Source organism: Knoellia sp. Soil729, assembly GCF_001427985.1.
Lineage (GTDB): Bacteria > Actinomycetota > Actinomycetes > Actinomycetales > Dermatophilaceae > Knoellia.
The window spans coordinates 395571-421585 of sequence record NZ_LMSA01000001.1 but is presented as its reverse complement, the minus strand read 5'-3'; the positions used below and the strand labels follow the sequence as shown (position 1 = coordinate 421585).

At 70.3% G+C, this 26015-nt stretch carries 20 protein-coding genes; 15 read left to right on the top strand and 5 right to left on the bottom strand.

What is annotated here, in order from left to right:
• Nucleotides 1-14 precede the first annotated feature (14 nt).
• Complete coding sequence (locus tag ASG74_RS01990; RefSeq protein ID WP_056138433.1) at nt 15-1925, top strand: glycosyltransferase; 1911 nt, start codon at nt 15-17, stop codon at nt 1923-1925.
• The gene (locus ASG74_RS01985; protein ID WP_056138431.1) at nt 1900-3219 is read left to right on the top strand and encodes a glycosyltransferase; all 1320 of its coding nucleotides are present in this window, start codon (nt 1900-1902) and stop codon (nt 3217-3219) included. Before ASG74_RS01990 ends, ASG74_RS01985 begins: the two co-directional genes overlap by 26 nt.
• Before the next feature lie 58 nt (nt 3220-3277).
• Here the strand turns inward: ASG74_RS01985 and ASG74_RS01980 are convergent, their stop codons facing one another.
• Nucleotides 3278-5275 carry an FtsX-like permease family protein gene (locus ASG74_RS01980; RefSeq protein WP_056138429.1) on the bottom strand — a complete coding sequence of 666 codons (1998 nt, stop codon included), beginning with the start codon at nt 5273-5275 and terminating at the stop codon, nt 3278-3280.
• The gene (locus ASG74_RS01975) at nt 5272-6138 is read right to left on the bottom strand and encodes an ABC transporter ATP-binding protein (protein ID WP_200942500.1); all 867 of its coding nucleotides are present in this window, start codon (nt 6136-6138) and stop codon (nt 5272-5274) included. The genes ASG74_RS01980 and ASG74_RS01975 overlap by 4 nt, the downstream gene beginning before the upstream one ends.
• A gap of 181 nt (nt 6139-6319) precedes the next feature.
• Between ASG74_RS01975 and ligA the strand changes: the two genes are divergently transcribed.
• From ligA to gatB, 4 genes are all read left to right on the top strand, one after another.
• Nucleotides 6320-8437 carry an NAD-dependent DNA ligase LigA gene (gene ligA / locus ASG74_RS01970; protein ID WP_056139545.1) on the top strand — a complete coding sequence of 706 codons (2118 nt, stop codon included), beginning with the start codon at nt 6320-6322 and terminating at the stop codon, nt 8435-8437.
• Between the two features lie 37 nt (nt 8438-8474).
• Nucleotides 8475-8771 (top strand): Asp-tRNA(Asn)/Glu-tRNA(Gln) amidotransferase subunit GatC, encoded by a 297-nt coding sequence (gene gatC, locus ASG74_RS01965; protein ID WP_056138427.1) that lies wholly within the window; start codon nt 8475-8477, stop codon nt 8769-8771.
• A gap of 97 nt (nt 8772-8868) precedes the next feature.
• Complete coding sequence (gene gatA / locus ASG74_RS01960) at nt 8869-10449, top strand: Asp-tRNA(Asn)/Glu-tRNA(Gln) amidotransferase subunit GatA (protein WP_056138425.1); 1581 nt, start codon at nt 8869-8871, stop codon at nt 10447-10449.
• 1 nt (nt 10450) lies between these two features.
• Nucleotides 10451-11977 (top strand): Asp-tRNA(Asn)/Glu-tRNA(Gln) amidotransferase subunit GatB, encoded by a 1527-nt coding sequence (gene gatB, locus ASG74_RS01955; RefSeq protein ID WP_056138423.1) that lies wholly within the window; start codon nt 10451-10453, stop codon nt 11975-11977.
• A gap of 98 nt (nt 11978-12075) precedes the next feature.
• On the opposite strand, the gene ASG74_RS01950 is transcribed toward gatB, so the two are convergent.
• On the bottom strand, nt 12076-12723 hold the full coding sequence (locus ASG74_RS01950; protein WP_056138422.1) for a DUF937 domain-containing protein: 648 nt from the start codon (nt 12721-12723) through the stop codon (nt 12076-12078).
• A 98-nt stretch (nt 12724-12821) separates the two neighbouring features.
• A complete protein-coding gene (locus tag ASG74_RS01945) occupies nt 12822-14027 on the bottom strand; it encodes a PQQ-dependent sugar dehydrogenase (protein WP_056138420.1) in 1206 nt (401 codons plus the stop codon).
• A gap of 66 nt (nt 14028-14093) precedes the next feature.
• Here ASG74_RS01945 and ASG74_RS01940 point away from each other — a divergent pair, with 66 nt between their 5' ends.
• Genes ASG74_RS01940 through ASG74_RS01930 form a run of 3 tightly spaced genes read left to right on the top strand, consistent with a single transcriptional unit; the run spans nt 14094 to nt 16035 of the window.
• Complete coding sequence (locus tag ASG74_RS01940) at nt 14094-14510, top strand: nitroreductase/quinone reductase family protein (protein ID WP_162252771.1); 417 nt, start codon at nt 14094-14096, stop codon at nt 14508-14510.
• 21 nt (nt 14511-14531) lie between these two features.
• Complete coding sequence (locus tag ASG74_RS01935; RefSeq protein ID WP_056138416.1) at nt 14532-15461, top strand: 2-hydroxyacid dehydrogenase; 930 nt, start codon at nt 14532-14534, stop codon at nt 15459-15461.
• Between the two features lie 31 nt (nt 15462-15492).
• A complete protein-coding gene (locus ASG74_RS01930; protein WP_056138413.1) occupies nt 15493-16035 on the top strand; it encodes a SixA phosphatase family protein in 543 nt (180 codons plus the stop codon).
• 37 nt (nt 16036-16072) lie between these two features.
• On the opposite strand, the gene ASG74_RS01925 is transcribed toward ASG74_RS01930, so the two are convergent.
• The gene (locus ASG74_RS01925) at nt 16073-16588 is read right to left on the bottom strand and encodes a MarR family winged helix-turn-helix transcriptional regulator (protein WP_235498765.1); all 516 of its coding nucleotides are present in this window, start codon (nt 16586-16588) and stop codon (nt 16073-16075) included.
• A 58-nt stretch (nt 16589-16646) separates the two neighbouring features.
• Between ASG74_RS01925 and ASG74_RS01920 the strand changes: the two genes are divergently transcribed.
• The 6 genes from ASG74_RS01920 to prfB all read left to right on the top strand — a co-directional run bounded on the left by ASG74_RS01920 (nt 16647) and on the right by prfB (nt 25988).
• Nucleotides 16647-18662: an MMPL family transporter gene (locus ASG74_RS01920; protein WP_056138412.1), complete on the top strand. Its 2016-nt coding sequence runs from the start codon at nt 16647-16649 to the stop codon at nt 18660-18662.
• Nucleotides 18663-18739: 77 nt separating this feature from the next.
• Nucleotides 18740-20446, top strand: coding sequence for a dihydroxy-acid dehydratase (ilvD, locus tag ASG74_RS01915; RefSeq protein WP_056138409.1), 1707 nt, complete (start codon nt 18740-18742; stop codon nt 20444-20446).
• 356 nt (nt 20447-20802) lie between these two features.
• Entirely contained in the window at nt 20803-22698 is a 1896-nt protein-coding gene (locus tag ASG74_RS01910; RefSeq protein WP_056138407.1) for an acetolactate synthase large subunit, read from the top strand.
• Complete coding sequence (ilvN, locus tag ASG74_RS01905) at nt 22698-23210, top strand: acetolactate synthase small subunit (protein ID WP_056138406.1); 513 nt, start codon at nt 22698-22700, stop codon at nt 23208-23210. Before ASG74_RS01910 ends, ilvN begins: the two co-directional genes overlap by 1 nt.
• Nucleotides 23211-23273: 63 nt before the next feature.
• Nucleotides 23274-24350, top strand: a complete 1077-nt coding sequence (gene ilvC, locus ASG74_RS01900; protein WP_156465244.1) for a ketol-acid reductoisomerase — start codon at nt 23274-23276, stop codon at nt 24348-24350.
• Nucleotides 24351-24875: 525 nt separating this feature from the next.
• Nucleotides 24876-25988 carry a peptide chain release factor 2 gene (gene prfB, locus ASG74_RS01895; RefSeq protein ID WP_056138402.1) on the top strand — a complete coding sequence of 371 codons (1113 nt, stop codon included), beginning with the start codon at nt 24876-24878 and terminating at the stop codon, nt 25986-25988.
• The last annotated feature ends 27 nt before the right edge of the window (nt 25989-26015 follow it).

Below are 26015 nucleotides of genomic sequence, written 5' to 3'. Positions count from 1 at the left end.
TTTACGATGGGGCAGTGACCACGACCCTTTCGGCGCCCACCCTGACGGTGCTCGACGCGCTGCGGACCGCGCCTTCGCTCCTCGCGGCGATCGAGCTCATCGACCCGCTCGCCGACGCCGTTCGCGCGGACGGTGACAGGGCGGAGCCCGCGCTGCGGGACGTGATCCACGACACCGACCAGCTGGCAGCCATCGCCGCGGTGCATGCGGCCGGGGGGTCGGCTCTGGCGGGGACTCTCGTCGTGCCGCTGCTGGACTCGTCCGTGCCGTTCCTGCGGGAGCACGCCGTGTGGTCGCTCCGGTCGAGTCCCCGGCTGCCCGAGGCCGTGCCCCGGCTGCACGAGATCATGCACGTCGGCGGCTTCACCGGGATGCTCGCCGAGGCGACCCTCGAGGCGTGGGGCTGCACGGAACCGGACCCTGCCCCGGACCGCGACCGCGACGTCCGAAGTGGAGCGCAGGCTGGCGCGGTCGGGGGCAGCGCCTCCACCGGCCTCACCGTCGCCCAGCTGTTCCTGCACGCCGACATCGACGGGAGCCTGCTGCAGGCGGGCAAGGGCGACACCGGTGGCATCGCGACGCTGCTGGTCCGCCTGGGGGACTCGCTCGTCGCCGACCCACGGATCGCGCGAGTGCTGACCCTGTCGCGACGTCATCACGGCGAGGACGACGACACCAGCTCCGGCGACGTCAGCACACCGGGCCACCACTACCTCGGAGTTCGCCTGCCCGGACCGGCGCGCCCCTCGGGCGAGACCTGGCCGTTGCGGGTCCACGCTCGGCGAGGCATGCGTCGGGCGCTGGCCTCGGCCGGCCGCGTCGACGTCCTGCACCTGCGCATGGCGGACGTCGGGTCGTGGGTGGCCGCAGAGGTGGCGCACGAGCTGGGCATCCCGACCGTGCTGACCCTTGCGCCCGACCCGCACGCCCTCATCGGGGCGCGGGAGGCATCGGGCACCCTCACTCGGGCCGGGTTCGGCGCGGCGGACCACGCCGAACACCTCGTCTTCCGGGTGCGGCTGCTGCGTCAGCTCGCTGCTGACGCGGCGCGTCTCGTGGTCTTCCCGCGTCCTCATCTGGAGCAGGACCTGCGCGACCTGCTGCAGCTCGACCTCGGTGTCGACGACCCGTTCCTTCGGGTCGTGCCCGAGGGCATCGACCTCGCTCCGCTCGACCGGGCCGACCGCGAGGTGCGGCAGTCCGCTGCCGGGGAGGCAACGTCGACGCCGACCCAGAAGGCCCTGACCGAGCTGGACTCCCTGCTCGCCACCCTGCCGGCCGAACGACGCGGGCTTCCGCTCGTGGTCACGGTCGGTCGTCTGCACCGCGTCAAGGGGGTGGCGACGCTCGTGGATGCGTGGGCGTCCGAGCCGGCCTGTGCCCAGCGTTGCAACCTGCTCGTCGTCGGGGGCGACCTCGAGGACCCCAATGGCGACGAGCGGGAACAGCTCGAACGCATCGACGCGGTAGTGCCGCGCGATGATGCCGCCCGGCGCGGCCTGCTGCTCGCCGGCCACCGCCCCAACGGGGTGGTCGCCACCTGGCTCGCCGCCGTCCGGCTCGGCAGGAGGGGTCTTGCGGCACCCGGCGGGATCTATGTGTCCGCCAGCCTCAAGGAGGAGTTCGGCATCGCGATCCTCGAGGCCCTGGCCTCCCGCCTCGTCGTGGTGGCACCGCGTGAAGGTGGCCCCGCGACCTATGTCGAGGACGGCGTGACGGGCCTGCTCGTCGACACCACCTCACGCCCCGGGCTGGCCGCAGCCATCGGGTCGGCCCTCGACCTCGCCGCGGCCCCCGACGCCGGTGCCCGCGCCGACCGTGCGCGAACCCAGGTGGCCGACGAGCTGAGCATCGCAACCATGGCCACCTCCCTCGCGGCGCTCTACTCGGAGGTTGCTCATGACGCTGCTCGTTATCAGTCCTGACTACGCCTCCCACCTGTTGCCGCTCGCCACGATGGGCGCCGCGTGGGCCGCGGCCGGTGAGAGGGTCGTCGTCGCCACCGGCCCGGCCACGGACGCGATCGTGCGGCGCTTCGGCTTCGAGCGCGAGGACCTGCAGCTGGGCCGCGGGTCCAACCCCGGAGTGATCCGGGCGCAGGACCAGCCGGCAGGCGAGGACGACAGCCTGCGTGGCTTCTTCGACGCCACCAGGCGCGGCGCCGTGCCGACGCTGGCCTTCCAGGCGGCCGCCCGTGGCGACGACCTCCTCTGGGAGCCGCTGCGGGTGGCTCGCGACGTGCAGCGTGTCGTCGAGCGGGTGCGCCCCGACCACGTTCTCGTCGACCACCTCGCCTTCAGTGCGCGTCTGGGGCTGTCCGGCACGGGCGTGCCGCACGCGGACGTGGTGCTCGGGCACCCGTCGGCGCTGTCCGTCGGCGACGAGGTCTACGGCTACCCGCCGGCCTGGCCCAGCTGCCTGCGCCCCGACCCGCACGAGCTCGCCGACCTTCGCCGCCGGTGCGAGCGTGTGCGGGATGCGTTCACCGCACAGTGGAATGACGTGCTGGTCTCGCTCGACCCGGCAGCTCCTGCCAGCGAGGACGCCTTCGCCGAGACCGGAGACGTGCTGCTGCTCAACTACCCCGGCGAGCTGCACCCGCCCGAGCGGACCGCCCTGCTGGGGCAGCACGCCTTCCTCGGCTCGGCGGTGCGCGCCGAGGAGCTGGACCCCGAGGTGGAGGCCTGGCTGGCCCGTGACGGCGCTCCGGTCGTCTACGTCAGCCTGGGCAGCTTCCTTTCGGTGCGCGCCGACGTCCTGTCGCGCGTGGCGGAGGCCCTACGGCAGCTGGACGTCCGTGTCGCCCTGGCGTCGGGGTCCACTCCGCGCCAGGCACTGGGCCCGAGCCCGCGGTCCTGGCTCGTGAGGGCCGAGCTGCCCCAGGTCACCCTCCTGGACCGAGCCGTCCTCGCGGTGTCGCACGGCGGCAACAACAGCGTGACCGAGGCGCTGACTGCGGGCGTCCCCCTGCTGCTCCTGCCGCTGTCCACCGACCAGTTCGCCGGTGCGGCGGCTGTCGAGGCCGCCGGACTGGGTGAGGCGCTGGACCCGAATGCGGCCACTCCGGCGCAGCTGGGCGCCGCTGCCACCCGGCTGCTCCTGCTCCCACCGGATCGCGCGAGCTCTCTCGCCCGCCTGTCCGCCGAGCTCAGGGCCACCCCGGGCGCCGAGCGTGCCCGTGCAGCGCTGCTGGGGGAGCCGGAGACCCCCGGCTTCTGACCGACCCACGGCTCGTGCCGAGCACTCCGCGGCCGGGTAGGCCGACAACGCAGGTTCCTCATTCGTCGCGCATGTCCCGGATGGGGTTGCGGCGGATGTTGCGCAGCAGCGGCGGCGTGATCGCGACGAGCGCCATCACGAGGATGCCCCCGAGGATCGACCACCACAACAGTGACGGGACGGTGACGAAGTGGAAGGTCGCGTCACCGTCGAAGACCCCGTAGGCGAGCTGCGCCGCATTGGTGGCGCGCCCCGAGTACAGGAGCTCGATGACGAGGGCGATGGCACCGCCCAGGAGTGCCGCGAAGACCGCGATCCGCAGGGCCACCCACAACGAGTAGATGAGGTAGACGCTGGTGATGTCCGAGCGCCTCGCCCCGATGGCCCGGAAGACGGCCGTCTCGCGCCGTGAGTCCGCGATGACCCGGCCCATCATGGCCCAGATGATGATCGTGGCCACGCCGAACAGGGCGCCGAGCAGGCCCAGGAGGTAGGGCCGCGCACCGCGGGCGATGTCGTCGACGACGAGGTAGCTCGTGCCGAAGGTGCCCACGGAGAACGGCTTGCCGCACTCCATGTAGTAGTCGTTGCCCAGGAACCCGCCGCCACCGGTGTCGCACGTCATGGAGGCGATGAACGCCTTGGCGCCGTCGACCGTCGGGAACGACGAGATGTAGGCGGCCTCGGGCCCCATGGGGCCGAAGTACATCATCGTCGTCGGGTCGTTGGCCGCGGGCTCGAGCGCCAGGACGTCGTCGTGGCGCAAGGTTGCGGGCAGCTCCGCCAACAGGCCGGACGGGATGAGCGCGCCGTAGCCGTAGGTCGTGCCGACGATGCCTGACACGACCGACTCCAGCCGGCCGCCACCGGACTGGGGCGTGGGCAGGACACCGACGACCTGGAAGGTCAGCAGCTCGGCCTTCGGGGCGTCCTGGGGCGTGAACTGGTTGTCGAAGGCGCGCTGGTTGGCCTCCTTCTGCTTCTCGCTCTCGCTGCGGGTGTCACTCACGACGCTCACCGGTCCGCAAGGGCTCGTGGGCAGCTCGAGGACCAGCTCGGGCTTCTCGTAGCCGGGCTTGTCCTGGTTGGCCTTGATCTCGGCGTCGACCTGGCGCGCCTGCTCGATCCGCTGCTGCTCGGCCGAGTTGCGGTAGCACGAGGTGAAGGTCACGCCGTTGGCCGAGTCGCGCACCGAGCGGTACCAGCTGACCTGTCCCGCACCGTCCCTCGGCCTCTTGGCCAGGCCCAGCTGCTTGCCCATGGTGGAGACCAGGTCGTCGATCGGCACGAGCACCGGGATGCCCTTCGGGGTCGCCCGGGCGTCGTTGGGCTCGGCGATGAAGGCCTTGACGAGGGCATCGTCCATGATCGTGTAGTTCGAGCCCGAGATGCTCGACCCGTCGGGCCCTTCAGCGCCCATCGGTGGCCCCGCGTCGCTCGGTTGCTCCGTGCGGGTGAGGTCCTCGCGACCGTCCTTGAGGTAGGCCAGCCCAAGGTGCTGCAGCGTCCTGGGCTGATAGGTGTCGGTGGCTCCGGACGCCCGCGAGTCGGCCGCGAACCTCTCGGGGGTGCTCTGCGACTTCTCGCGCATCTTCGCGATGCCGGCGGCCTCGCGACGCTTCCAGGCGACCGACTCGGGGTTGGCCATCCTGCTCTGGTCCGCCGGGGCGTTCGGGTCGCCATAGGCGTTGTCGACGACCGGCTGGATCTCGGTCTTCTCGTCGTAGCCGGTGATGCCGTACTTCTCGGCCGCGGCCTTGCGTTCCGCGATGTATGCCGCGTGCAGGGCGACGACGTCGTCGATCACCTTGGGGTCGGTGGGGTCCGGGAAGGCCTCGGTGCCGTCCAGCATGGGTGTGCCCTGCACGAGGTAGCGCCCGTCGAGGTTCTGGTCGGCGAAGCGACTGACGCTCGCTGCGGTCCCGTCGAAGAGCAGGATTCCCCCGGAGATCAGGCCGAAGAGCAACCCGGAGACGATCGTCGTGATGAGCAGGCGGATCCGCTTGGAGCGCACCTTGGTGCGAGCCAGGGTCACCGAGTCGCGCAGGCCGATCATGCGGGCACCCCGCTCGGCACGACGAGCCCGTCGCTGAGCCGGATCGTGCGGTCGGCGCGCTCGGCCAGGTCGTCGTCGTGGGTGACGATGACGATGGTGGTGCCGAACTCGTCGCGGATGCGCTCGAAGAGCTCGATGATCGACGCACCCGTGGCGCTGTCGAGATTGCCGGTGGGCTCGTCGGCCAGCAGCACCAGCGGCTGGTTGAGCAGGGCGCGGGCGATGGCTGCGCGCTGCATCTGGCCCCCGGACATCTCTCGGGGCAGGTGCCGGGAGCGGTCCGACAACCCGACCTCCTCGATGAGGTCAAGGGCTTGGGCCCTGCGCTGCTTGCGCGGCGTCTTGGCGAACATGCCGGGAACCTCGGTGTTGGTCACGAGGCGCAGGAACGGCTGGAGGTAGAAGAACTGGAAGACGAACCCGATGGTCCGGTTGCGGAAGCGCGACAGCTTGGCGTCGCTCAGCGTGCCGATGTCGACACCGTCGACGAGCACCGTGCCCCCGCTGGGCTTGTCGAGGCCGCCGATGATCTGCAGCAGGGTGCTCTTGCCGCTCCCACTGGCACCGGTGAGGGCCACGAACTCACCCCGGTCGATCTCGAGGGAGACGCCGCCGAGCGCGCTGACCTTCTGCCGACCCATCCTGTAGGTCTTGCGCAGATCCGTCACCGTGATGATGTGGTCGCCCGAGCGCTCGCGTCGGGGACGCTGCCGCAGCGGCAGTGCCGCACGGATACTGCTGCCGCGGTCGTGGTGGGTCCGCAGCGCAGCGATCGCAGCGTCGACGTCACCGTCGAAGGACGCGAGGAAGTCGGCCACGGATGCCGGCCCCCGCGGGGTCGGCATGCTGGTGTCGTCGGTCATCTGGGCCCCCTGGCTTCGACTGGACGGTGAGCGAACTGTGGCACAGCGACACGGCACGGGGGCCCCACTTCACCAGGACACGCACAACTGCGTGCACGGGGCCGCTCCGACGAGGACCCCGTTGGCGTGACCGGGAAGTGTCGGTGCCGTGCGGCAGGATGGGCGCGTGAGCGAGAACGACATGGTCAGCGACGTGCCCGAGGACGTGCGTCACGAGTGGACCGACCTGGCCGAGCAGGCCAGCGGGCACCAGTTCGCCTACCACGTCAAGGACGCACCGACGATCAGCGACGGCGCCTACGACGCCCTCATGAAGCGGCTCAACGCCCTCGAGGAGGAGTTCCCCTCGCTGCGCACACCCGAGAGCCCCACCCAGAGCGTGGGCGGCGCCATCTTCTCCACGGACTTCCAGGCCGTCGACCACCTCGAGCGGATGCTCAGTCTCGACAACGCCTTCTCGCCCGAGGAGATGGTGGAGTGGTCGGCGCGGGTGACCCGCGACGCCGGCAGCGGCTTCCACTACCTCTGCGAGCTCAAGATCGACGGCCTCGCCGTCAACCTGCTGTACGAGAAGGGCAGGCTGACGCGCGCACTCACCCGCGGTGACGGCCGCACGGGGGAGGACGTGACGCTCAACGTGAGGACGGTGCACGGCATACCGACCGAGCTCGCGGGGAGCACGGAGCACCCGGTGCCCGACCTCGTCGAGGTGCGCGGCGAGGTCTACTTCCCGATCGAGGCGTTCGGTGAGCTCAACGCGCAGCTGGTCGCGGCCGGCAAGCCGCCCTATGCCAACCCGCGCAACACGGCAGCAGGATCGTTGCGCCAGAAGGACCCCCGGGTCACGGCCACCCGGCAGCTGCGCATGCTCGTGCACGGCATCGGCAAGCGCAAGGGCTTCGCGCTCACCCGCCAGAGCGAGGCCTACGACGCGCTGAGGTCCTGGGGCCTGCCGATCTCGACCCACTACCGCGTTGTCGACACCATCGAGGAGGTCAACGCCTTCATCGTCTCGACGGGGGAGCACCGGCACGACGTCGAGCACGAGATCGACGGAGTCGTCGTCAAGGTCGACGAGATCAGCGTGCAGCGCCAGCTGGGGTCGACGTCGCGGGCGCCGCGGTGGGCGATCGCCTACAAGTACCCACCGGAGGAGGTCAACACCAGGCTCCTCGACATCCAGGTCAACGTCGGTCGCACCGGCCGCGTGACGCCCTTCGGGGTCATGGAGCCCGTGGTCGTCGCGGGGTCGACGGTCGAGCGGGCGACGTTGCACAACGCCACCGAGGTCGAGCGCAAGGGTGTGCTCATCGGCGACACGGTCGTGCTGCGCAAGGCTGGCGACGTCATCCCCGAGATCCTCGGGCCGGTCGTCGACCTGCGCGACGGCACCGAGCGTGCGTTCGTCATGCCCACCGAGTGCCCCTCGTGCGGCACCCCGCTGGCGCCGGCCAAGGAGGGCGACAAGGACATCCGCTGCCCCAACTCCCGGACCTGCCCCTCGCAGCTGCGCGAGCGCCTGTCGGGGCTCGCCGGTCGAGGCGCGTTCGACATCGAGGCCTTGGGCTGGGAGGGGGCCGTCGCCCTGTTGGAGTCCGGGGTGCTGACCGACGAGTCGACGCTGTTCGGCCTGACCGACACCGACATCGCCCGCGTGCCGCTCTACACGCGCGCCGCCAAGAAGACCGACCCGCCCGAGTCCGTCGTCGACGGCAAGGTGCTCTCGGCCAACGGTTCCAAGCTGGTCGCCAACCTGGCTGAGGCCAAGAAGCAGCCGCTGTGGCGGGTGCTCGTCGGCCTGTCCATCCGCCACGTCGGGCCCACTGCGGCGCGCGCCCTGGCGCAGCACTTCGGGTCGATGGAACGCATCCGCGAGGCACGTGTCGAGGAGCTGTCCGGTGTCGAGGGCGTCGGCGGCATCATCGCCGAGTCGGTGCGCGACTGGTTCGACCGTGAGGGCAACGAGTGGCACCGCGCCATCGTCGACCAGTGGGCCGCCGACGGCGTCCGCATGGAGGACGAGCGTGACGAGTCCCTCGAGCAGACCCTTGCCGGCCTGAGCGTCGTCGTCACCGGGTCCATGGAGGGCTTCAGCCGCGACGAGGCCAAGGAGGCCATCCTCTCCCGCGGCGGCAAGGCGTCCGGGTCGGTGTCGAAGAAGACCGACTACGTCGTTGTCGGCCCCGGCGCCGGGTCCAAGGAGACCAAGGCGCGCGAGCTCGGGTTGACCATCCTCGACGAGGCCGGCTTCGTCACGTTGCTCGAGTCCGGTTCTGCCGAGGCAGCCCCCGAGGCCTGAGCGGAAGCTGCCGAGGGCGCGCCCTAGACTGAGGCACATGGCTGAACTCACCCGCGACGACGTGGCGCACCTCGCCGGTCTCGCCCGCATCGACCTCTCCGACGCCGAGCTCGACAAGATGGTCGGTGAGCTCGGGATCATCCTCGAGTCCGTGGCCGTCGTGCAGCAGGCGCCCATCGAGGGCGTCGAGCCGATGAGCCACCCGATGCCCATCGTCAACGTCACGCGCCCCGACGTCGTGCGCCCAAGCCTGGCGGCCGATGCGGTCCTGGCAGGAGCGCCGGCGGCCGACCAGCAGCGCTTCTCCGTGCCCCGCATCCTTGACGAAGACTGACCGGCGCACCTGTGCCGGGTGGTGACCATCCGGCATACGCCACAGACCTTCGCCACCACGCAGCAGCCATCACGACTTCCAAACCGCAAGGACCGATGTGACCACCGACCTGACCCGCGCCAGCGCCTCCGAGCTTGCCGACCTCCTCGCCAGCGGTGAGACGTCGTCGGTCGAGGTGACGCGGGCCCTGCTGGCGCGCACCCACGACGTCGACACCGACGTCCACGCCTACCTCCACGTCGACCACGACGGCGCGCTCGCGAGTGCCCGCGACGTCGACGAGCGGCGCGGGCGTGGTGAGGCGCTGCACCAGCTCGCCGGCGTGCCGATCGCCGTCAAGGACGTCCTCGCCACCAAGGGCCTGCCGACGACCTGCGGCTCGAAGATCCTCGAGGGCTGGGTGCCGCCCTACGACGCCACCGTCGTGGCGCGTCTGCGCGAGGCCGGCATGCCCATCCTGGGCAAGACCAACATGGACGAGTTCGCGATGGGCTCCTCGACGGAGCACTCGGCCTACGGTCCGACGCGCAACCCCTGGGACCTCGACCGCATCCCCGGCGGCTCCGGTGGTGGGTCCAGCGCGGTCGTCGCCTCCTTCCAGGCGCCGCTCGCGATCGGCACCGACACGGGCGGTTCGATCCGCCAGCCCGCCGCGGTGACGGGGACCGTCGGGACCAAGCCCACCTATGGCGGCGTCTCGCGCTACGGGCTCGTCGCCCTCGCGTCGTCGCTGGACCAGGCCGGCCCGTGCACGCGCACCGTGCTCGACGCCGCGCTGCTGCACGAGGTCATCGGCGGCCACGACCCGATGGACTCGACCTCGATCGACGCGCCCGTCCCTCCCGTGGTCGAGGCGGCCCGCCGCGCCGACGTCAAGGGCATGAAGATCGGCATCGTCCGTGAGCTCACCGGTGACGGCTTCCAGGCCGGTGTCCAGGCCCGCTTCGACGAGTCCGTCCAGCACCTCGTCGACGCCGGCGCCGAGGTCGTCGAGGTCTCGTGCCCCAGCTTCACCGCGGCGCTCGCGGCCTACTACCTCATCCTCCCGTCGGAGGCATCGAGCAACCTCGCGAAGTTCGACGCCATGCGCTTCGGCCTGCGTGTGCTCCCCGAGGGTGTCGACGCGCCGAGCGCCGAGCAGGTCATGGCGGCCACCCGGGACGCGGGCTTCGGTGACGAGGTCAAGCGCCGCATCATCCTGGGCACCTATGCCCTCTCGTCGGGCTACTACGACGCCTACTACGGCTCGGCGCAGAAGGTCCGTCGCCTCATCGCCGACGACTTCGCGCGTGCCTTCGAGACGGCGGACGTGCTGGTCTCGCCGACAGCACCGACGACGGCGTTCAGGTTCGGCGACAAGATCGACGACCCGATGGCCATGTACCTCAACGACATCGCCACCATCCCCGCCAACCTCGCCGGTGTGCCGGGCATGTCCCTGCCCAGCGGCCTCGCCGACGAGGACGGCCTGCCGGCCGGCTTCCAGATCCTCGCCCCGGCTGCTGCCGACGACCGCCTGTATGCCGTGGGCGCGGCCCTCGAGCAGCGTCTGCTCGCGTCGTGGGGCGGTCCACTCCTCAACCGCGCGCCCCACCTCACCAACGCTTCCATCGCGTCTGCGGATGCGACGGCTGGAGCGACCACATCCGCAGACGTCACGAAGGGTGAGGGCGCCTGACATGAGTTCGATCGATACCGAAGCCACGATCTCCTACGAGGAGGTCCTCGAGTCCTTCGACCCGGTCATGGGCCTTGAGGTCCACGTCGAATTGGGTACGAACACCAAGATGTTCTGCGGCTGCGCGACCGAGTTCGGAGCCGAGCCCAACACGCAGGTCTGCCCCGTCTGCCTCGGCCTCCCGGGCGCCCTGCCCGTGGTCAACGAGAAGGCCGTCGAGTCGGCGATTCGGATCGGACTGGCGCTCAACTGCGAGATCGCGCAGTGGTGCCGGTTCGCCCGGAAGAACTACTTCTACCCGGACATGCCCAAGAACTTCCAGACGTCGCAGTACGACGAGCCGATCGCGTTCGAGGGCTACCTGGACGTCGACCTCGACGACGGCTCGACCTACCGCGTCGAGATCGAGCGGGCCCACATGGAGGAGGACACGGGCAAGTCGCTGCACGTCGGCGGGTCGACCGGCCGCATCCACGGGGCGACCCACTCGCTCGTGGACTACAACCGCGCCGGCATCCCCCTCATCGAGATCGTGACCAAGCCCCTGCGTGGTGCGGGGGAGCGGGCACCCGAGATCGCCCGGGCCTACGTCGCGACGCTGCGCGACCTGCTCAAGGCGCTCGACGTCTCCGACGTGAAGATGGAGCAGGGCTCGATGCGCTGTGACGTCAACCTCTCGCTCATGCCCAAGGGCTCCACCACGCTGGGCACGCGCACCGAGACCAAGAACGTCAACTCGCTGCGCTCGGTCGAGCGGGCTGTCCGGTACGAGATGTGCCGCCACGGCGCGATCCTGCAGGCCGGTGGCTCGATCCTGCAGGAGACGCGTCACTGGCACGAGGACACCGGTGTCACGACCTCGGGTCGCCCGAAGTCCGACGCCGACGACTACCGCTACTTCCCCGAGCCCGACCTCGTGCCGGTCGCCCCGCCGCAGGAGAGGGTCGAGGAGCTGCGGGCCACGCTGCCCGAGCCGCCGGCCCAGCGCCGCAAGCGGCTCCAGTCCGACTGGGGTTTCAGCGACCTCGAGATGCGCGACGTCCTCAACGCCGGCCTGGTCGACCTCATCGGATCGACCGTCGAGGCGGGTGCCACGCCGGCCGGGGCACGCAAGTGGTGGTCCGGTGAGATCGCCCGTCGCGCCAACACCGACGGTGCCGTCGACGTCGCCACGTATGCCGTGGAGCGGGGGATCACCCCTGCTCACGTCGTCGAGCTCGAAGGCCTCGTCAAGGGTGGTCGCCTCAACGACTCCATGGCCCGCCAGGTGTGGGAGGGCGTGCTCGACGGCGAGGGCACCCCGACGGCGGTCGCCGATGCCCGTGGGCTCGAGCTCGTCCAGGACGACGGCGCCCTCGAGGCAGCCGTCGACACCGTCATCGCGGCCAACCCCGAGGTGGCGCAGAAGGTTCGTGACGGCAAGGTCCAGGCCGCCGGCGCCCTCATCGGCCAGGTCATGAAGGAGATGAAGGGCCAGGCCGACGCCGGCAAGGCCCGCGAGATCATCCTCGCCAAGCTCACCGGCTGACTGGCCCGTTGACGGCACCCAGATGCCCAGGGCGCGTCACGCGCTCAGTTGCTCCTTCGTCGCAAACGCGCGCACCGCACCCTGGGCATCTGGGTTGTTCAGCGGCGACCGCCGCCGAGCAGCCCGCCCAGGATCCCGCCGAGGAGGCCCCCTCCGCCCGACTCGTGCGTCTGCTCGGTCTGCTGGGGAGCCCGCGTCTGCTGGGCGGCCGCGCCGCCTCCGAGTGCTCCGCCGAGGACGTCCTGCAGCATCGAGTCGAGCGAGCCGGGACCACCCTGAGCGCTCTGGTCAGCCGGTGCCTGGCCCTGCTGCGGGGCGGTTCCGCCGCCACCCATGGCGCCGCCGAGCCCACCACCCTTGAGCACCTTGTTGGCGAGGTACGACAGCACGATCGGGGCGAGGATCGGGATGAGCTTCCGCATCAGTCCGCTGTTGCCACTCGTGCCACCGAGTGCCGAGTAGACCTGGTCCTGGTTCGGTCCGAAGATGTGCGAGGCGATCTTCTCGCCGTCGGCGCGGTCGACCTGGTCGAGGTCGACACCTCCACTGAGGAGGTCGTCGTCATGCTGGCCGAGGGCTTCGACGATGGAGCTGGAGCCACCACCCTGCGCATTGGCCTGCAGACCGCCGAGCAGGGCAGGCAGGGCCGTCTGCACGGCCTGCTGCACCTCCTGAGGCTGCGCGCCGACCTGCTGGGCGAGCTGGTCGATCGGCAGGTTCTGGAGGATGTCGTCAACTGCGGCCATCGTGGTGCCACCTCTCGTCGTCCGGTGGGCTTCGCCGCCCACCTCTGCTGTCAACGTACCGACCGGCTGAGCACAACGGGGCGTAGCCGACCGGCCGGTCAGGGGCCTGAGCCGATGGGGACCCGGACGATCCGGTCGTCGCCCGTGCGGGGGTCGCCCCGGAACGTGTTGTTGCTCAGGATCCACAGGCTCCCATCGGGGGCGGTGGCGACGTCACGAATGCGTCCGTAGGTGTTGTGCAGCAAGCGAACTGGTTCGCCACGAACTCGACGTCCATCGACGGCGACCTTCCACAGCGAGGCCCCGCGCAGCGCTGCCAGGTAGACGGCGCCGTCGGGCCCGACGGTGATGCCGCTGGGGGAGGAGTCCGAGGTCGCCCACTGTGCGATGGGTGGCACGAAGTCGCCCCCGGAGTCCTCGATGCCCTCGACCTGCGGCCAGCCGTAGTTCTTGCCCGGCACGATCACGTTGAGCTCGTCCCAGGTGTTCTGGCCGAACTCGCTGGCGAACATCGTGCCGTCCGCGCCCCAGGCCAGGCCCTGGACGTTGCGATGGCCCAGGCTCCACACCGGACTGGCCCCGAAGGGGTTGCCCGGGGCGGCCTTGCCGTCGGCCGTGACCCGCAGGATCTTGCCGCCCAGGTCGTCCCGGTCCTGGGACCGGTCGGACTGCCCTGCGTCACCCGTGCCGACGTAGAGGAAGCCGTCGGGGCCCCACTTGATGCGGCCCCCGTTGTGGTTGCTCGCCTTGGGTATGCCGGTGAGCACCGGTGTCATGGGCCCGAACCCGTCTGCCCCGAGGGTTGTCCGGACGACCCGGTTGTCGTGCGAGGCGGTGAGGTAGAGGTGCACCGTGGCGTCCGTCGCGAAGCTCGGTGAGACCGCGACCCCGAGCAGACCGCCCTCACCTTCTCCGTCCACTCCGTCGACCTTGCCCAGGCTCGACCGCTCACCGGTCGGGCTGACGCGCAGGACCTCACCACTGTCGCGCAGGGTGACCAGGGCGTCCCCGTCGGGCAGGAACGCGATCGACCACGGCACGTCCAGACCCGTGATGACGTCCGACGGCGAGCCCGTGGGGAGATCCCGCCCCTGGGACGCAGTCGCAGTTAAAGAAGGAGTCGGTGACGGGCTCGAGGGCGAACTGCTCGACCCCGTGGGGGTGACGGGTGAGGCGGCTGGCGTCGTCGGGACCTCGGTCGGGCCGGTGCTGCTCGGGGTCCCGTTGCCGGTGCAGCCCGACAGGGCCAGGGCAGCCGCCGTCGCGAGGACGAGAGGTCGGCGGGCGAGGTGGGCGGACGGCATACCCCATCCTTGCCGCAAAGGGTGACGAGAACCATGGTCGAGGGGGACACTCGCAGGATGTCCCTCATGTCCAAGGTCATCCGGACGGGCGCGAACGTGCACGCGGCCCTGTACCGACGGTTCAGCGCGCCGGCCTTCCGGCGCATGGCGGGCCTGCCGGTCCTCCTGCTCACGGTGAGGGGTCGCAGGAGCGGTCGCGAGATCACCACACCCGTCTGCTACATCGAGTCCGACGGTGGCTACGCCGTGACCGGCAGCGCCGGTGGGTCCGACGCCGAACCGCAGTGGTTCCGCAACCTCAGGGCGGCACCGACCGCGACGATCGAGGTGGGGGACAGCCGACACGTCGTCACCGTGCGCATCCTCGACGGTGAGGAGCGCGACGCGTTGTGGCGGCGCTTCGCCGCGGAGGGGACGACGTTCGGGGGCTACGAGGAGAAGACCGAACGCCGCATCCCGGTCGCGCTGCTCACCCCGGCCTGACGTCGCCTAGGGTGCGCAGTCATGGTCGTCGTCTCCTTCCCCGAACCCCTCCTTCGTGACGCCGTGGGTGACGTCCCCGGCGTGGACAGCGTCATCTGGGACCCCGGCTCCGGTCCCGCGGACGACGACCGCATCGAGGTCGTCATCGCGCCCTACCTCGGCGCCGCGCACAAGCTCGGCACCGTCGCCGACCTGCCGCAGTGTCGGCTCGTCCAGCTGCAGTCGGCGGGCTACGACGGGGTGCTCGAGGTCGTCCCGGAGACGGTCGGCATCGCCAACGCGGCCGGTGTCTACGACGCACCCACGGCCGAGCTCGCGCTGGGGCTGACCATCGCCTCGCTGCGGGGCATCCCGGAAGCCGTGCGCTCCGGCGACCGGGCGACGTGGCAGCCGCTGGGCCAGCGCACGTCGCTCGCCGACCGTCGCGTGCTCATCGTCGGCTATGGCTCCGTGGGCACGGCGATCGCACGTCGGTTCAGCGCGTTCGACGTCTCCCTGACGGCGGTGGCCTCCCGGGCGCGCGGCGGTGACGACCTCGTCGACGTCGTCCACGGCATCGACGAGCTGCCCGCCCTGCTGCCCGAGCACGACGTCGTCGTGGTCATCGTCCCGCTCAACGAGTCCACCACGCGGCTCGTCGACGACACCTTCCTGTCGACCATGCCGGACGGGGCGCTGCTCGTCAACGTCGCGCGAGGACCCGTGGCCGACACCGACGCGCTCGTGCGCCACGCCGGTCGGCTGCGCATCGCCCTCGATGTCACCGAGCCCGAGCCGCTGCCCGACGGCCACCCGCTGTGGACGGCACCCGACGTCCTCATCACCCCCCACGCCGGTGGCAACACGACGGCGCTGCTTCCGCGGATGGCCGACCTCGTGCGCGAGCAGCTGGCCCTCATCGTCGCCGGGGAGGCGCCGCACCACCTCGTGCGACCGATTGTCAAGACCTGACATCCCCGGCGGACAAGGGCAGGATCGGGTCATGACCACCGCAGCTGAGGACCGGACGCTCGTGCTCGTGCGCCACGCCAAGGCCGAGCAGGGTGGCTACGACGCCGACCATGAACGGGAGCTGGCGCCGCGCGGCCACCGTGACGCGGAGGGGGCCGGCCGCTGGCTGTGTGAGCAGGGGATCGGGGTGGACGAGGTCTTCTGCTCGACGGCGATCCGGGCGCTGCAGACCTGCGAGGGCATCTGGAAGGCGGGCTGCTGCGAGGCGGACATCCACGAGGAGCACCGCATCTACAACGCCTCGGCCGACCGGCTGCTCGAGGTCGTGCGCGAGGCCGACGCCGACGCCAACGTCGTGATGCTGGTGGGCCACGCCCCGGGGATCCCGGTGCTGGCCTCGCTCCTGGCCGACGGCGAGGGCAGCGACCGCGCCCACGACCTCATGAGCCAGGGCTTCCCCACCACAGGGGTGGCGCTGCTGCGGTTCTCGGGCCACTGGAGCGAGCTTGCTCCCGGCGTGGCGCAGCTGGACCGCTTCCACGTCGCCCGCGCCACGGACCACGAGTCGGCTTGAGGCCTGAGGCAGGCGCGTCCGCCACCGTGACGCCGGCTCAGGTGACCGACCGCAGCGCGGCGATGGCTCCGCGCAGGTAGCGCGCCACCACGGCTCGCTCCTCGTCGGTGAGGGGTGCATCGATCTCCGCGAGCTTGGTGAACATCGGCGCCAGCAGGGCGAACACCTCACGGCGCCCCGACTCGGTGACGACCACCGCGGTGCGGCGCTTGTCGGCAGGGTGTTCGTGGCGCTCGGCATGGCCACGGGCGACGAGTCGGTCCACGACCCCCGACGACGCGGCGGAGGTGACGCCGAGCGCCTTGGCGAGCTCGACAGGTCCCATCGGCGTGGCTGCCAGGTGGCGCAGGGAGTGCAGCTCGGAGACGGACATCCCCGCGTGGCGTGCCACCTGCTGTGGCACGTGCTCGGCGAGCTCCACGAGCTCGCGGAGGGCGTCCAGCGAGGGCGAGCCCCGATAGCCCGGGGCGACAGAGGCGGGCGTGGTCTGGATGCCCGGGGTCGGTTCGCCGGAGTTTGCTTCCGGCGCGGGGTGTTCCGTAATATCACTCACCTACTTAGTAACCTCGTTAATCATGTCGTTAACGAACAACACTAGCAAGGGGACTCCCATGGCTGGCCTAGCTCGGCTCATCACCCGTCAGTGGGTCGCGGGGTTGCTCGCCCTCTTCGCCCTTCTCGGCGCCGGGGCAGTGATCGGCGTGGTGGGGCAGGCCGAGCTCACTCCGCAGGCGACCGCGTCGCTGCCCTTCGGCTCCGACAGCAGGGCCGCCGCCGAGCTGAGTGCCGCGCTGCCCGAGGCCGAGGGATCGGCCGCGGTCGTGCTGTTCAGCAGCGACGCCCCGCTGAGCGAGGCAGCCCTCGCCATCATCCAGGAGCGCGCACGGACGCTGCCCGGTGCGGTCGGCGCTCCGCCGGCCATCGCGCAGGACCGGACGGCAGCGACCGTCTTCGTGCCGGTCACGGCCACCGATGCGGCCAAGGTCGCCGAGGTCGTCGAGGCGCTGCGCGCGGCCGCCAAGGAAGGCCTGCCCGACGGGGTCGTCGCCCAGGTCACTGGCCCGGCCGCGATCCAGGCAGACCTCGCGGCCGTCTTCGACGGTGCGAACTTCCGTCTGCTGGCAGCCACCGCCTCCGTGGTCGCCCTCCTGCTGATCATCACCTACCGCAGCCCCGTCCTGTGGCTCGTTCCGCTCACCGTGGTCGGGGTGGCCGACCAGCTCGCCGCGGTGCTGGCCACCCGGACCCTGTCGGTGTTCGACGTGCAGTGGGACGAGTCGACCATCGGCATCCTGTCGGTGCTCGTCTTCGGCGCGGGCACCGACTACGCGCTGCTGCTCATCTCGCGCTACCGCGACGAGCTGAGGCACCACGCCGACCGCCGCGACGCGATGGCCCGCGCGCTCGCCCGCACCGCCGAGGCGGTCCTCTCCAGCGCCTCGACCGTCATCGTCGGTCTGCTGACCCTGCTCCTGTCGGCCTTCCCGACCACCCGCGGGCTGGGACTCGCCTGTGCCGTGGGTGTCGTCGTGGCCGCCTCCTTCGTCCTCGTCGTGCTGCCGGCGGCGCTCGTGGTCTTCGGCCGCTGGATCTTCTGGCCCAAGGTGCCGAGAGAGGGACAGCCCAGCCTCGCCGACTCCCGGTCGCTGTGGCGCCGCGTGGGGGACACCGTCTCCCGCCGGCCCGTGGTCTTCGCCGCGAGCACGGTCGCCCTCCTGGCGATCGCGGCCACCGGCATGTTGTCGATCCGCACCGGCCTCGACGGCGCCGACCAGTTCCTCCAGAAGCCCGAGGCCATCTCGGCCGGCGAGCGGCTGTCGGAGTCCTTCCCGGCCGGCTCCGCGGACCCCACGACCGTCGTCTCACGCGGCACGGACCCCGCTGCGCTGGTCGCGACGGTGTCGAAGGTCGACGGGGTCGCCTCGACGCGTCCCGTGGCCAGCGAGGGTGGTGTGAGCGAGATCCAGGCAGTGCTCGCCGCCCCACCGGGTTCGGATGCCGCCTCCCGGACGGTGACGGCGATCCGTGACGCCGTGGCCGACACGCCGGACACCCACGTCGGTGGCACCGAGGCGCAGGCTCTCGACTCCGCGGAGGCCTCGGGCAGCGACCGCCTGCTCATCTTCCCGCTCATCCTCGGTCTCGTCCTCATCGCTCTGGCGCTGCTGCTGCGCTCGGTGGTGGCCCCGCTGATCCTCGTGGCCACCGTCGTCGCCACCTACCTCGCGAGCCTGGGACTGTCGTGGGTGCTCTTCACCCAGGTGCTCGGGTTCGAGCGGCTCGACGACGGGGTGCCACTGCTGGCCTTCGTGTTCCTCGTGGCGCTGGGCGTGGACTACAACATCTTCCTCGTGACGCGGGCCGCCGAGGAGGCGCCCGGCCACGGATCCCGTGAAGGCATGCTGCGCGCCCTGTCCGCCACCGGCGGGGTCATCACGAGTGCCGGCATCCTGCTCGCCGCCGTCTTCGCGGTCCTCGGCGTCCTGCCCCTGGTGGTCCTCGCCCAGCTCGGTGTCATCATCTGCGTCGGCGTCCTGCTCGACACCCTCGTCGTGCGCACCGTGCTCGTCCCGGCGATTTCTCTGGTCCTCGGGGACCGGTTCTGGTGGCCTCGCCTCTTCGCCTGATGCCACCCAAGGGGTGGGCATCGTCGAGGAGTGAGATCGGCGTCCCACCCCGTGGACGTGCGGCCTAGAGTTGCCGCATGAGCGACGCCCCCGACATCGACATCAAGCCCCGTTCCCGCGACGTCACCGACGGCCTCGAGAAGACCGCCGCCCGAGGGATGCTCCGTGCCGTCGGCATGGGCGACGACGACTGGGTCAAGCCGCAGATCGGTGTCGCGAGCTCCTGGAACGAGATCACTCCGTGCAACCTCCCCCTCGACCGGCTCGCCAAGGCGGTCAAGGACGGCGTGCACGCCGCTGGTGGCTACCCCCTCGAGTTCGGGACGATCTCGGTGTCCGACGGCATCTCGATGGGCCACGAGGGCATGCACTTCTCCCTGGTCTCGCGCGAGATCATCGCGGACTCGGTCGAGACGGTCATGAGCGCCGAGCGCCTCGACGGTTCGGTCCTGCTCGCCGGCTGTGACAAGTCGCTGCCCGGCATGCTCATGGCCGCCGCGCGCCTCGACCTGGCCTCGGTCTTCCTGTATGCCGGGTCGATCCTTCCCGGGATCGCGAAGCTCTCGGACGGGACCGAGAAGGAGGTCACGATCATCGACGCCTTCGAGGCGGTCGGTGCGTGCGCCGCCGGCAAGATGTCGCTCGAGGACGTCGATGCCATCGAGCGCGCGATCTGCCCGGGCGAGGGTGCCTGCGGCGGCTTCTACACGGCCAACACGATGGCCGCCGTCGCCGAGTCGATCGGCATGTCCATCCCCGGCTCGGCCGCCCCGCCGGCCACGGACCGTCGTCGTGACGTGCACGCCCGGCGCTCGGGGGAGGCCGTCGTCGAGCTGCTGCGCAAGGGCATCACCGCGCGCGACATCATGACGAAGCCGGCCTTCGAGAACGCCATTGCCGTGGTGATGGCCTTCGGTGGCTCGACCAACGCCGTCCTGCACCTGCTCGCCATGGCCCACGAGGCCGAGGTGGACCTCACCATCGGCGACTTCCAGCGCATCGGCAAGAAGGTCCCGCACCTCGCCGACGTCAAGCCGTTCGGCGCGTTCGTCATGAAGGACATCGACCACATCGGCGGCATCCCCGTCGTCATGAAGACGCTCATGGAGGCTGACCTGCTCGACGGTGACTGCCTCACCGTGACCGGCAAGACGGTCGCCGAGAACCTCGACGAGATCAAGCCACCGCACATCGACGGCAAGGTCATCCGCGAGTTCACCAAGCCCATCCACGCCACGGGGGGCCTGACCATCCTCACCGGCTCGCTCGCTCCCGAGGGTGCCGTCGTGAAGTCCGCCGGCTTCGACGAGTCCGTCTTCGAGGGCACCGCCCGCGTCTTCGACGGCGAGCGGGCCGCCATGGACGCCGTCGAGCAGGGCACGCTCAAGCCCCAGGACGTCGTCGTCATCCGCTACGAGGGGCCCAAGGGTGGCCCGGGCATGCGCGAGATGCTCGCGGTCACCGGCGCGATCAAGGGGGCCGGGCTCGGCAAGGACGTGCTGCTGCTCACCGACGGCCGCTTCTCCGGCGGCACGACCGGCCTCTGCGTCGGACACGTCGCCCCCGAGGCCGTTGACGAGGGCCCGATCGCCTTCGTCCGTGACGGTGACGGCATCCGCCTCGACGTCGCGAACGGCACCCTCGACCTGCTCGTCGACGAGGCCGAGCTCGACCGTCGCCGCGCCGAGGGCGTCACCCACCCCGAGCCGAAGTACACCCGCGGCGTGCTGGCCAAGTACCGCAAGCTCGTCGGCTCGGCGAGCAAGGGCGCCGTCTGCGACTGAGCCACACCCAGACTTATTGCGACTTGGGACAGTTGCGAGCGCAGCGAGCCACTGTCCCAAGTCGCAATAAGTCGACGGCGCACGAGGTTGGCCACCCCCCCTTTGACCGAATGGTGGGATGTGGCGTCTCACACGTTGACACAGCAGGGGTGGAGGGAGAGAGTTCTCGTGTGTCCCGACTTCTCGTACTTCCCCCGGCGCCCGGCCTCTCCTAGAAGGTCCGGCCAGGCGCCTCCCTCCATCGTCCCCGTACATGTGGGACGGGAGGGTTTTTTTATGGCCACGCACGAGCAGCAGGCACAGCAGCACCGCAGAACCGACCCCAACTCAAGGACCCGACTGAAGATGGTGACGACGTGAGCGAGACCCAGGCAGCGCCCACCCCGGCGCGGCTCGCCGAACAGGCCCGAGCCAAGGCACCCCACGAGGTGACCGGAGCCCAGAGCCTCGTACTCTCGCTCGAGGCCCTCGAGGTCGACACCGTGTTCGGCATCCCCGGCGGGGCGATCCTCCCGGCCTACGACCCGCTGCTCGACTCGGTCAAGGTGCGCCACATCCTCGTCCGCCACGAGCAGGGTGCCGGGCACGCGGCGGAGGGCTACGCCTCGGCCACCGGCAAGGTCGGCGTCTGCATGGCGACCTCCGGGCCCGGTGCGACCAACCTCGTCACGGCGCTTGCCGACGCCCACATGGACTCGGTGCCGATCGTGGCCATCACGGGCCAGGTCGCGAGTGCCTCGATCGGCACGGATGCGTTCCAGGAAGCCGACATTCGCGGCATCACGATGCCGATCACGAAGCACAACTACCTCGTGACCGACCCCGCCCAGATCCCGCGCGTGCTCGCCGAGGCCTTCCACATCGCGGCGACCGGCCGCCCCGGTCCGGTGCTCGTCGACATCAGCAAGGACGCGCTGCAGGCCCGCACGACCTTCACCTGGCCGCCGCGCATCGACCTGCCCGGCTACCACCCGGTGACGCGTCCGCACGCCAAGCAGATCCGCGAGGCGACTCGGCTCATCGCTGCCGCCGAGCGCCCGGTGCTCTATGTCGGTGGCGGCGTCATCCGCGCCGACGCGAGCGAGGAGCTGCGCCAGTTCGTCGAGCTCACCCGCATCCCCGTCGTGACGACCCTGATGGCCCGCGGCGCCCTGCCCGACAGCCATGAGCTGCACCTGGGCATGCCCGGCATGCACGGCTCGGTGGCCGCCGTGACCGCGCTGCAGAAGTCCGACCTGCTCATCACCCTGGGCGCTCGCTTCGACGACCGCGTCACCGGCCAGCTGTCGTCCTTCGCCCCCGAGGCCAAGGTCATCCACGCTGACATCGACCCGGCCGAGATCTCCAAGAACCGTCAGGCCGACGTGCCGATCGTCGGCTCCTGCAAGGACGTCCTCGTCGACCTCATCACCTCGGTCGACACCGACATCGACGCCGGTCGCGGTGGCGACTACGCCGCGTGGCGTGAGCGGACCCAGGGCTGGAAGCGCGACTTCCCCCTCGGCTACTCCGAGTCCGAGAGCGGGAGCCTGGCCCCGCAGTACGTCATCGAGCGGCTCAGCGCCATCGCCGGTCCCGAGGCGGTCTACGTCGCCGGCGTCGGCCAGCACCAGATGTGGGCGGCACAGTTCGTGCAGTACGAACGTCCACGGGCGTGGCTCAACTCCGGTGGGCTCGGGACGATGGGGTATGCCGTGCCCGCCGCCATGGGTGCCCAGGTCGGCGAGCCCGACCGCACGGTGTGGGCCATCGACGGCGACGGCTGCTTCCAGATGACGAACCAGGAGCTGGCCACCTGCGTCATCAACAACATCCCGATCAAGGTTGCGGTCATCAACAACAGCAGCCTGGGCATGGTGCGCCAGTGGCAGTCGCTCTTCTATGACAAGCGCTACTCCAACACCGACCTGCACACCTCGGCCGACGGCCAGCGCATCCCCGACTTCGTCAAGCTCGCCGACGCCTACGGCTGCGCCGGACTGCGGTGCGAGCGCCCCGAGGACGTGGACGACACGATCCGACAGGCGATGGCGATCAACGACCGCCCGGTCGTCGTCGACTTCGTCGTCCACCGCGACGCGATGGTGTGGCCCATGGTCGCGGCCGGCGTGAGCAACGACATGATCCAGGTTGCGAAGGACACTGCGCCGCAATGGGATCGGGAAGAGTCCGAGGCACTCCCGCAGGACCAGGACGCCGACCACAGCGAGGCCGAGGCTCCCGGCGAGCCCGGCGAAGGTGAGGACAACTGATGTCGCAGCACACCCTGTCGGTGCTCGTCGAGAACAAGCCCGGCGTCCTGGCCCGCATCGCCGGCCTCTTCGCCCGCCGCGGCTTCAACATCCACTCACTGGCCGTGGGCGAGACCGAGCACAACGACATCTCCCGCATCACCGTCGTCGTCGACGTCGAAGGGCTCCCGCTCGAGCAGGTGACCAAGCAGCTCAACAAGCTCGTCGAGGTGCTCAAGGTCGTCGAGCTCGACGCGGCCTCGGCCGTCCAGCGCCAGGTCATGCTCATCAAGGTCCGGGCCGACGCGGCAACGCGCAGCCAGGTTCTCGAGCTCGTCCAGCTCTTCCGTGCCAAGGTCGTCGACGTCGCCACCGAGTCGGTGACGATCGAGGCCACCGGTCACGGTGAGAAGCTCACCGCGCTGCTCGGTGTCCTCGAGCCCTACGGCGTGCGCGAGCTCGTCCAGTCGGGCATCGTCGCCATCGGCCGCGGCCCCCGCTCCATCACCGACCGCGCGCTGCGCGGAGCCTGACCACCTGCCACATCACCCGACCCGCACTGCGCGGATCCTGACCCACACGCGTGACGTGCGCAAATGACACGTTGCACCCGGCATACACACAAGGAGAAGTGCGAAACCATGGCTGAAATGTTCTACGACGACGACGCCGACCTGTCGATCATCCAGGGGCGCAAGGTTGCCGTCATCGGCTACGGCAGCCAGGGCCACGCCCACGCGCTCAGCCTCCGCGACAGCGGAGTCGACGTGCGCGTCGGCCTCGCCGAGGGTTCCAAGAGCCGCGCCAAGGCGGAGGCCGAGGGCCTACCGGTCTCGAGCGTCGCCGACGCGGTCAAGGACGCCGATCTCGTGGTCATCCTCACGCCGGACCAGGTGCAGCGCACCGTCTACGCCGAGCAGATCAAGCCGAACCTCAAGGAGGGCGCGGCGCTGCTCTTCGGTCACGGCTTCAACATCCGCTTCGACTACATCCAGCCCGAGCCGGGCTCCGACGTCATCATGGTGGCCCCCAAGGGGCCCGGACACCTCGTGCGTCGCGAGTACGTCGACGGCCGTGGCGTCCCCGTGCTCCTCGCTGTCGAGCAGGACGCGTCCGGCACCGCCTGGGACCTCGCGAAGTCCTACGCCAAGGCCATCGGTGGCCTGCGTGCCGGCGGCATCAAGACCACGTTCACGGAGGAGTGCGAGACCGACCTCTTCGGTGAGCAGGCCGTGCTCTGCGGTGGTGCGAGCCAGCTCGTCATGTACGGCTTCGAGACCCTCACGGAGGCGGGCTACCAGCCGGAGATCGCCTACTTCGAGGTGCTCCACGAGCTCAAGCTCATCGTCGACCTCATGGTCGAGGGCGGCATCGCCAAGCAGCGCTGGTCGGTCTCCGACACGGCCGAGTACGGCGACTACGTCTCGGGCCCGCGCGTCATCGACCCGTCGGTCAAGGAGAACATGCAGGCCGTCCTGGCCGACATCAAGAGTGGTGCGTTCGCCACGCGCTTCATCGAGGACCAGGACAAGGGTGGCCCCGAGTTCAAGGCACTGCGTGAGAAGGGTGCCCAGCACCCCATCGAGGCCACGGGCAAGGAGCTGCGCAAGCTCATGTCGTGGGTGAAGTCCGACACCGACAGCGACTACGTCGAGGGCTCCGCCGCCCGCTGAGCCCCGACTTTTGCTCCCCATGAGGGAACGTGCAGGGTCCGGAGGGGACCTTTCCCTCCGGACCCTTCACGTTCCCTCCGGTGGACTGCGTGGGGGCCGGCCCCGGCCACCCGCCCTCCGCCATCGGCCCATGACCCCTTGGGACTAACTCCTTCGGGTGGGTATAAAATGACCCGCCACATCGTGGTCATTCCGGTGTTTCGTGAGGTCATCGGCACCCCGCAGGGGTGACACTCAGAGGGCAAGGAGCTGTGCCGAGGACTGGCGACAACGAGGTCGCCGCAGCGCGACTCGCGGAAGGGGACGATCCCATGAGTCGAGGGCCATCCCTCTTCCGTCGGGAGGACCCGTGCGACTGACACCACTGGTCGCGACCAGCGGTCTCCTCAAGGGGTAGCGGCCCCTCCACGATCGTGTCAGGGCGGGTGACCGACAGGGAGGGTCGCCCGCCTTGGCACTTGTGCACAGCGGCATCGGCACGCGCGCGGTGAGCTCACGGCATACGGGCACGTAGTCTTGGCTCTCGTGGCCACCGACTTCCAGCAAGAGATCAAGGACCTGCGCGCGACGATGACCTCCGTGCGTGAGGTCACCGACCTGAGCACGCTCGAGGCGACGATCGCCGACCTCGAGGAGCAGTCGGCCGCGCCCGACCTGTGGGACGACCAGGAGAAGGCGCAGGCCGTCACCTCCGCGCTCTCCCGCGCCAAGTCCGAGTACGAGCGCGTCACGGGCATGGACACCCGCGTCGACGACCTCGAGGCCCTCGTGGACATGGGCCAGGAGGAGAACGACGCCGAGACCCTCGAAGAGGCCGAGAAGGAGCTGCGAGCGGTCAGGAAGGCCGTCGGCGAGCTCGAGGTCCGCACCCTGCTCAGTGGTGAGTGGGACGAGCGCTCCGCCGTCGTGACCATCCGCGCCGGCGCCGGTGGCGTCGACGCCGCGGACTTCGCCGAGATGCTCATGCGCATGTACCTGCGCTGGGCCGAGCGCCACGGCTACCCGACCAAGGTCATGGACACCTCCTATGCCGAGGAGGCTGGCATCAAGTCCGCGACCTTCGAGGTCAACGTGCCCTATGCCTTCGGCAACCTCTCCGTCGAGGGCGGCACCCACCGTCTCGTCCGGATCAGCCCCTTCGACAACCAGGGCCGCCGCCAGACCAGCTTCGTCGCCGTCGAGGTCATCCCCCTCATCGAGGGCACCGACAGCATCGAGATCCCCGAGAACGACCTCAAGATCGACGTCTTCCGCTCGTCGGGCCCCGGTGGCCAGTCGGTCAACACGACGGACTCCGCCGTGCGCATGACGCACATCCCCACCGGGACCGTGGTGTCGATGCAGAACGAGAAGTCGCAGATCCAGAACCGCGCCGCCGCACTGCGCGTCATGCAGTCGCGACTGCTCCTCCTCAAGCGCGCCGAGGAGGCCGCGGTCAAGAAGGAGATGGCCGGCGACGTCAAGGCGAGCTGGGGCGACCAGATGCGCTCCTACGTCCTCAACCCCTACCAGATGGTCAAGGACCTGCGCACCGACTACGAGACGGGCAACCCGAGCGCCGTCTTCGACGGTGACATCGACGGCTTCATCGAGGCCGGCATCCGCTGGCAGATCGCCGAGCGCAAGGCCGCGGAGTGAGCTGGCTTGCCGGACACCGACACTGAG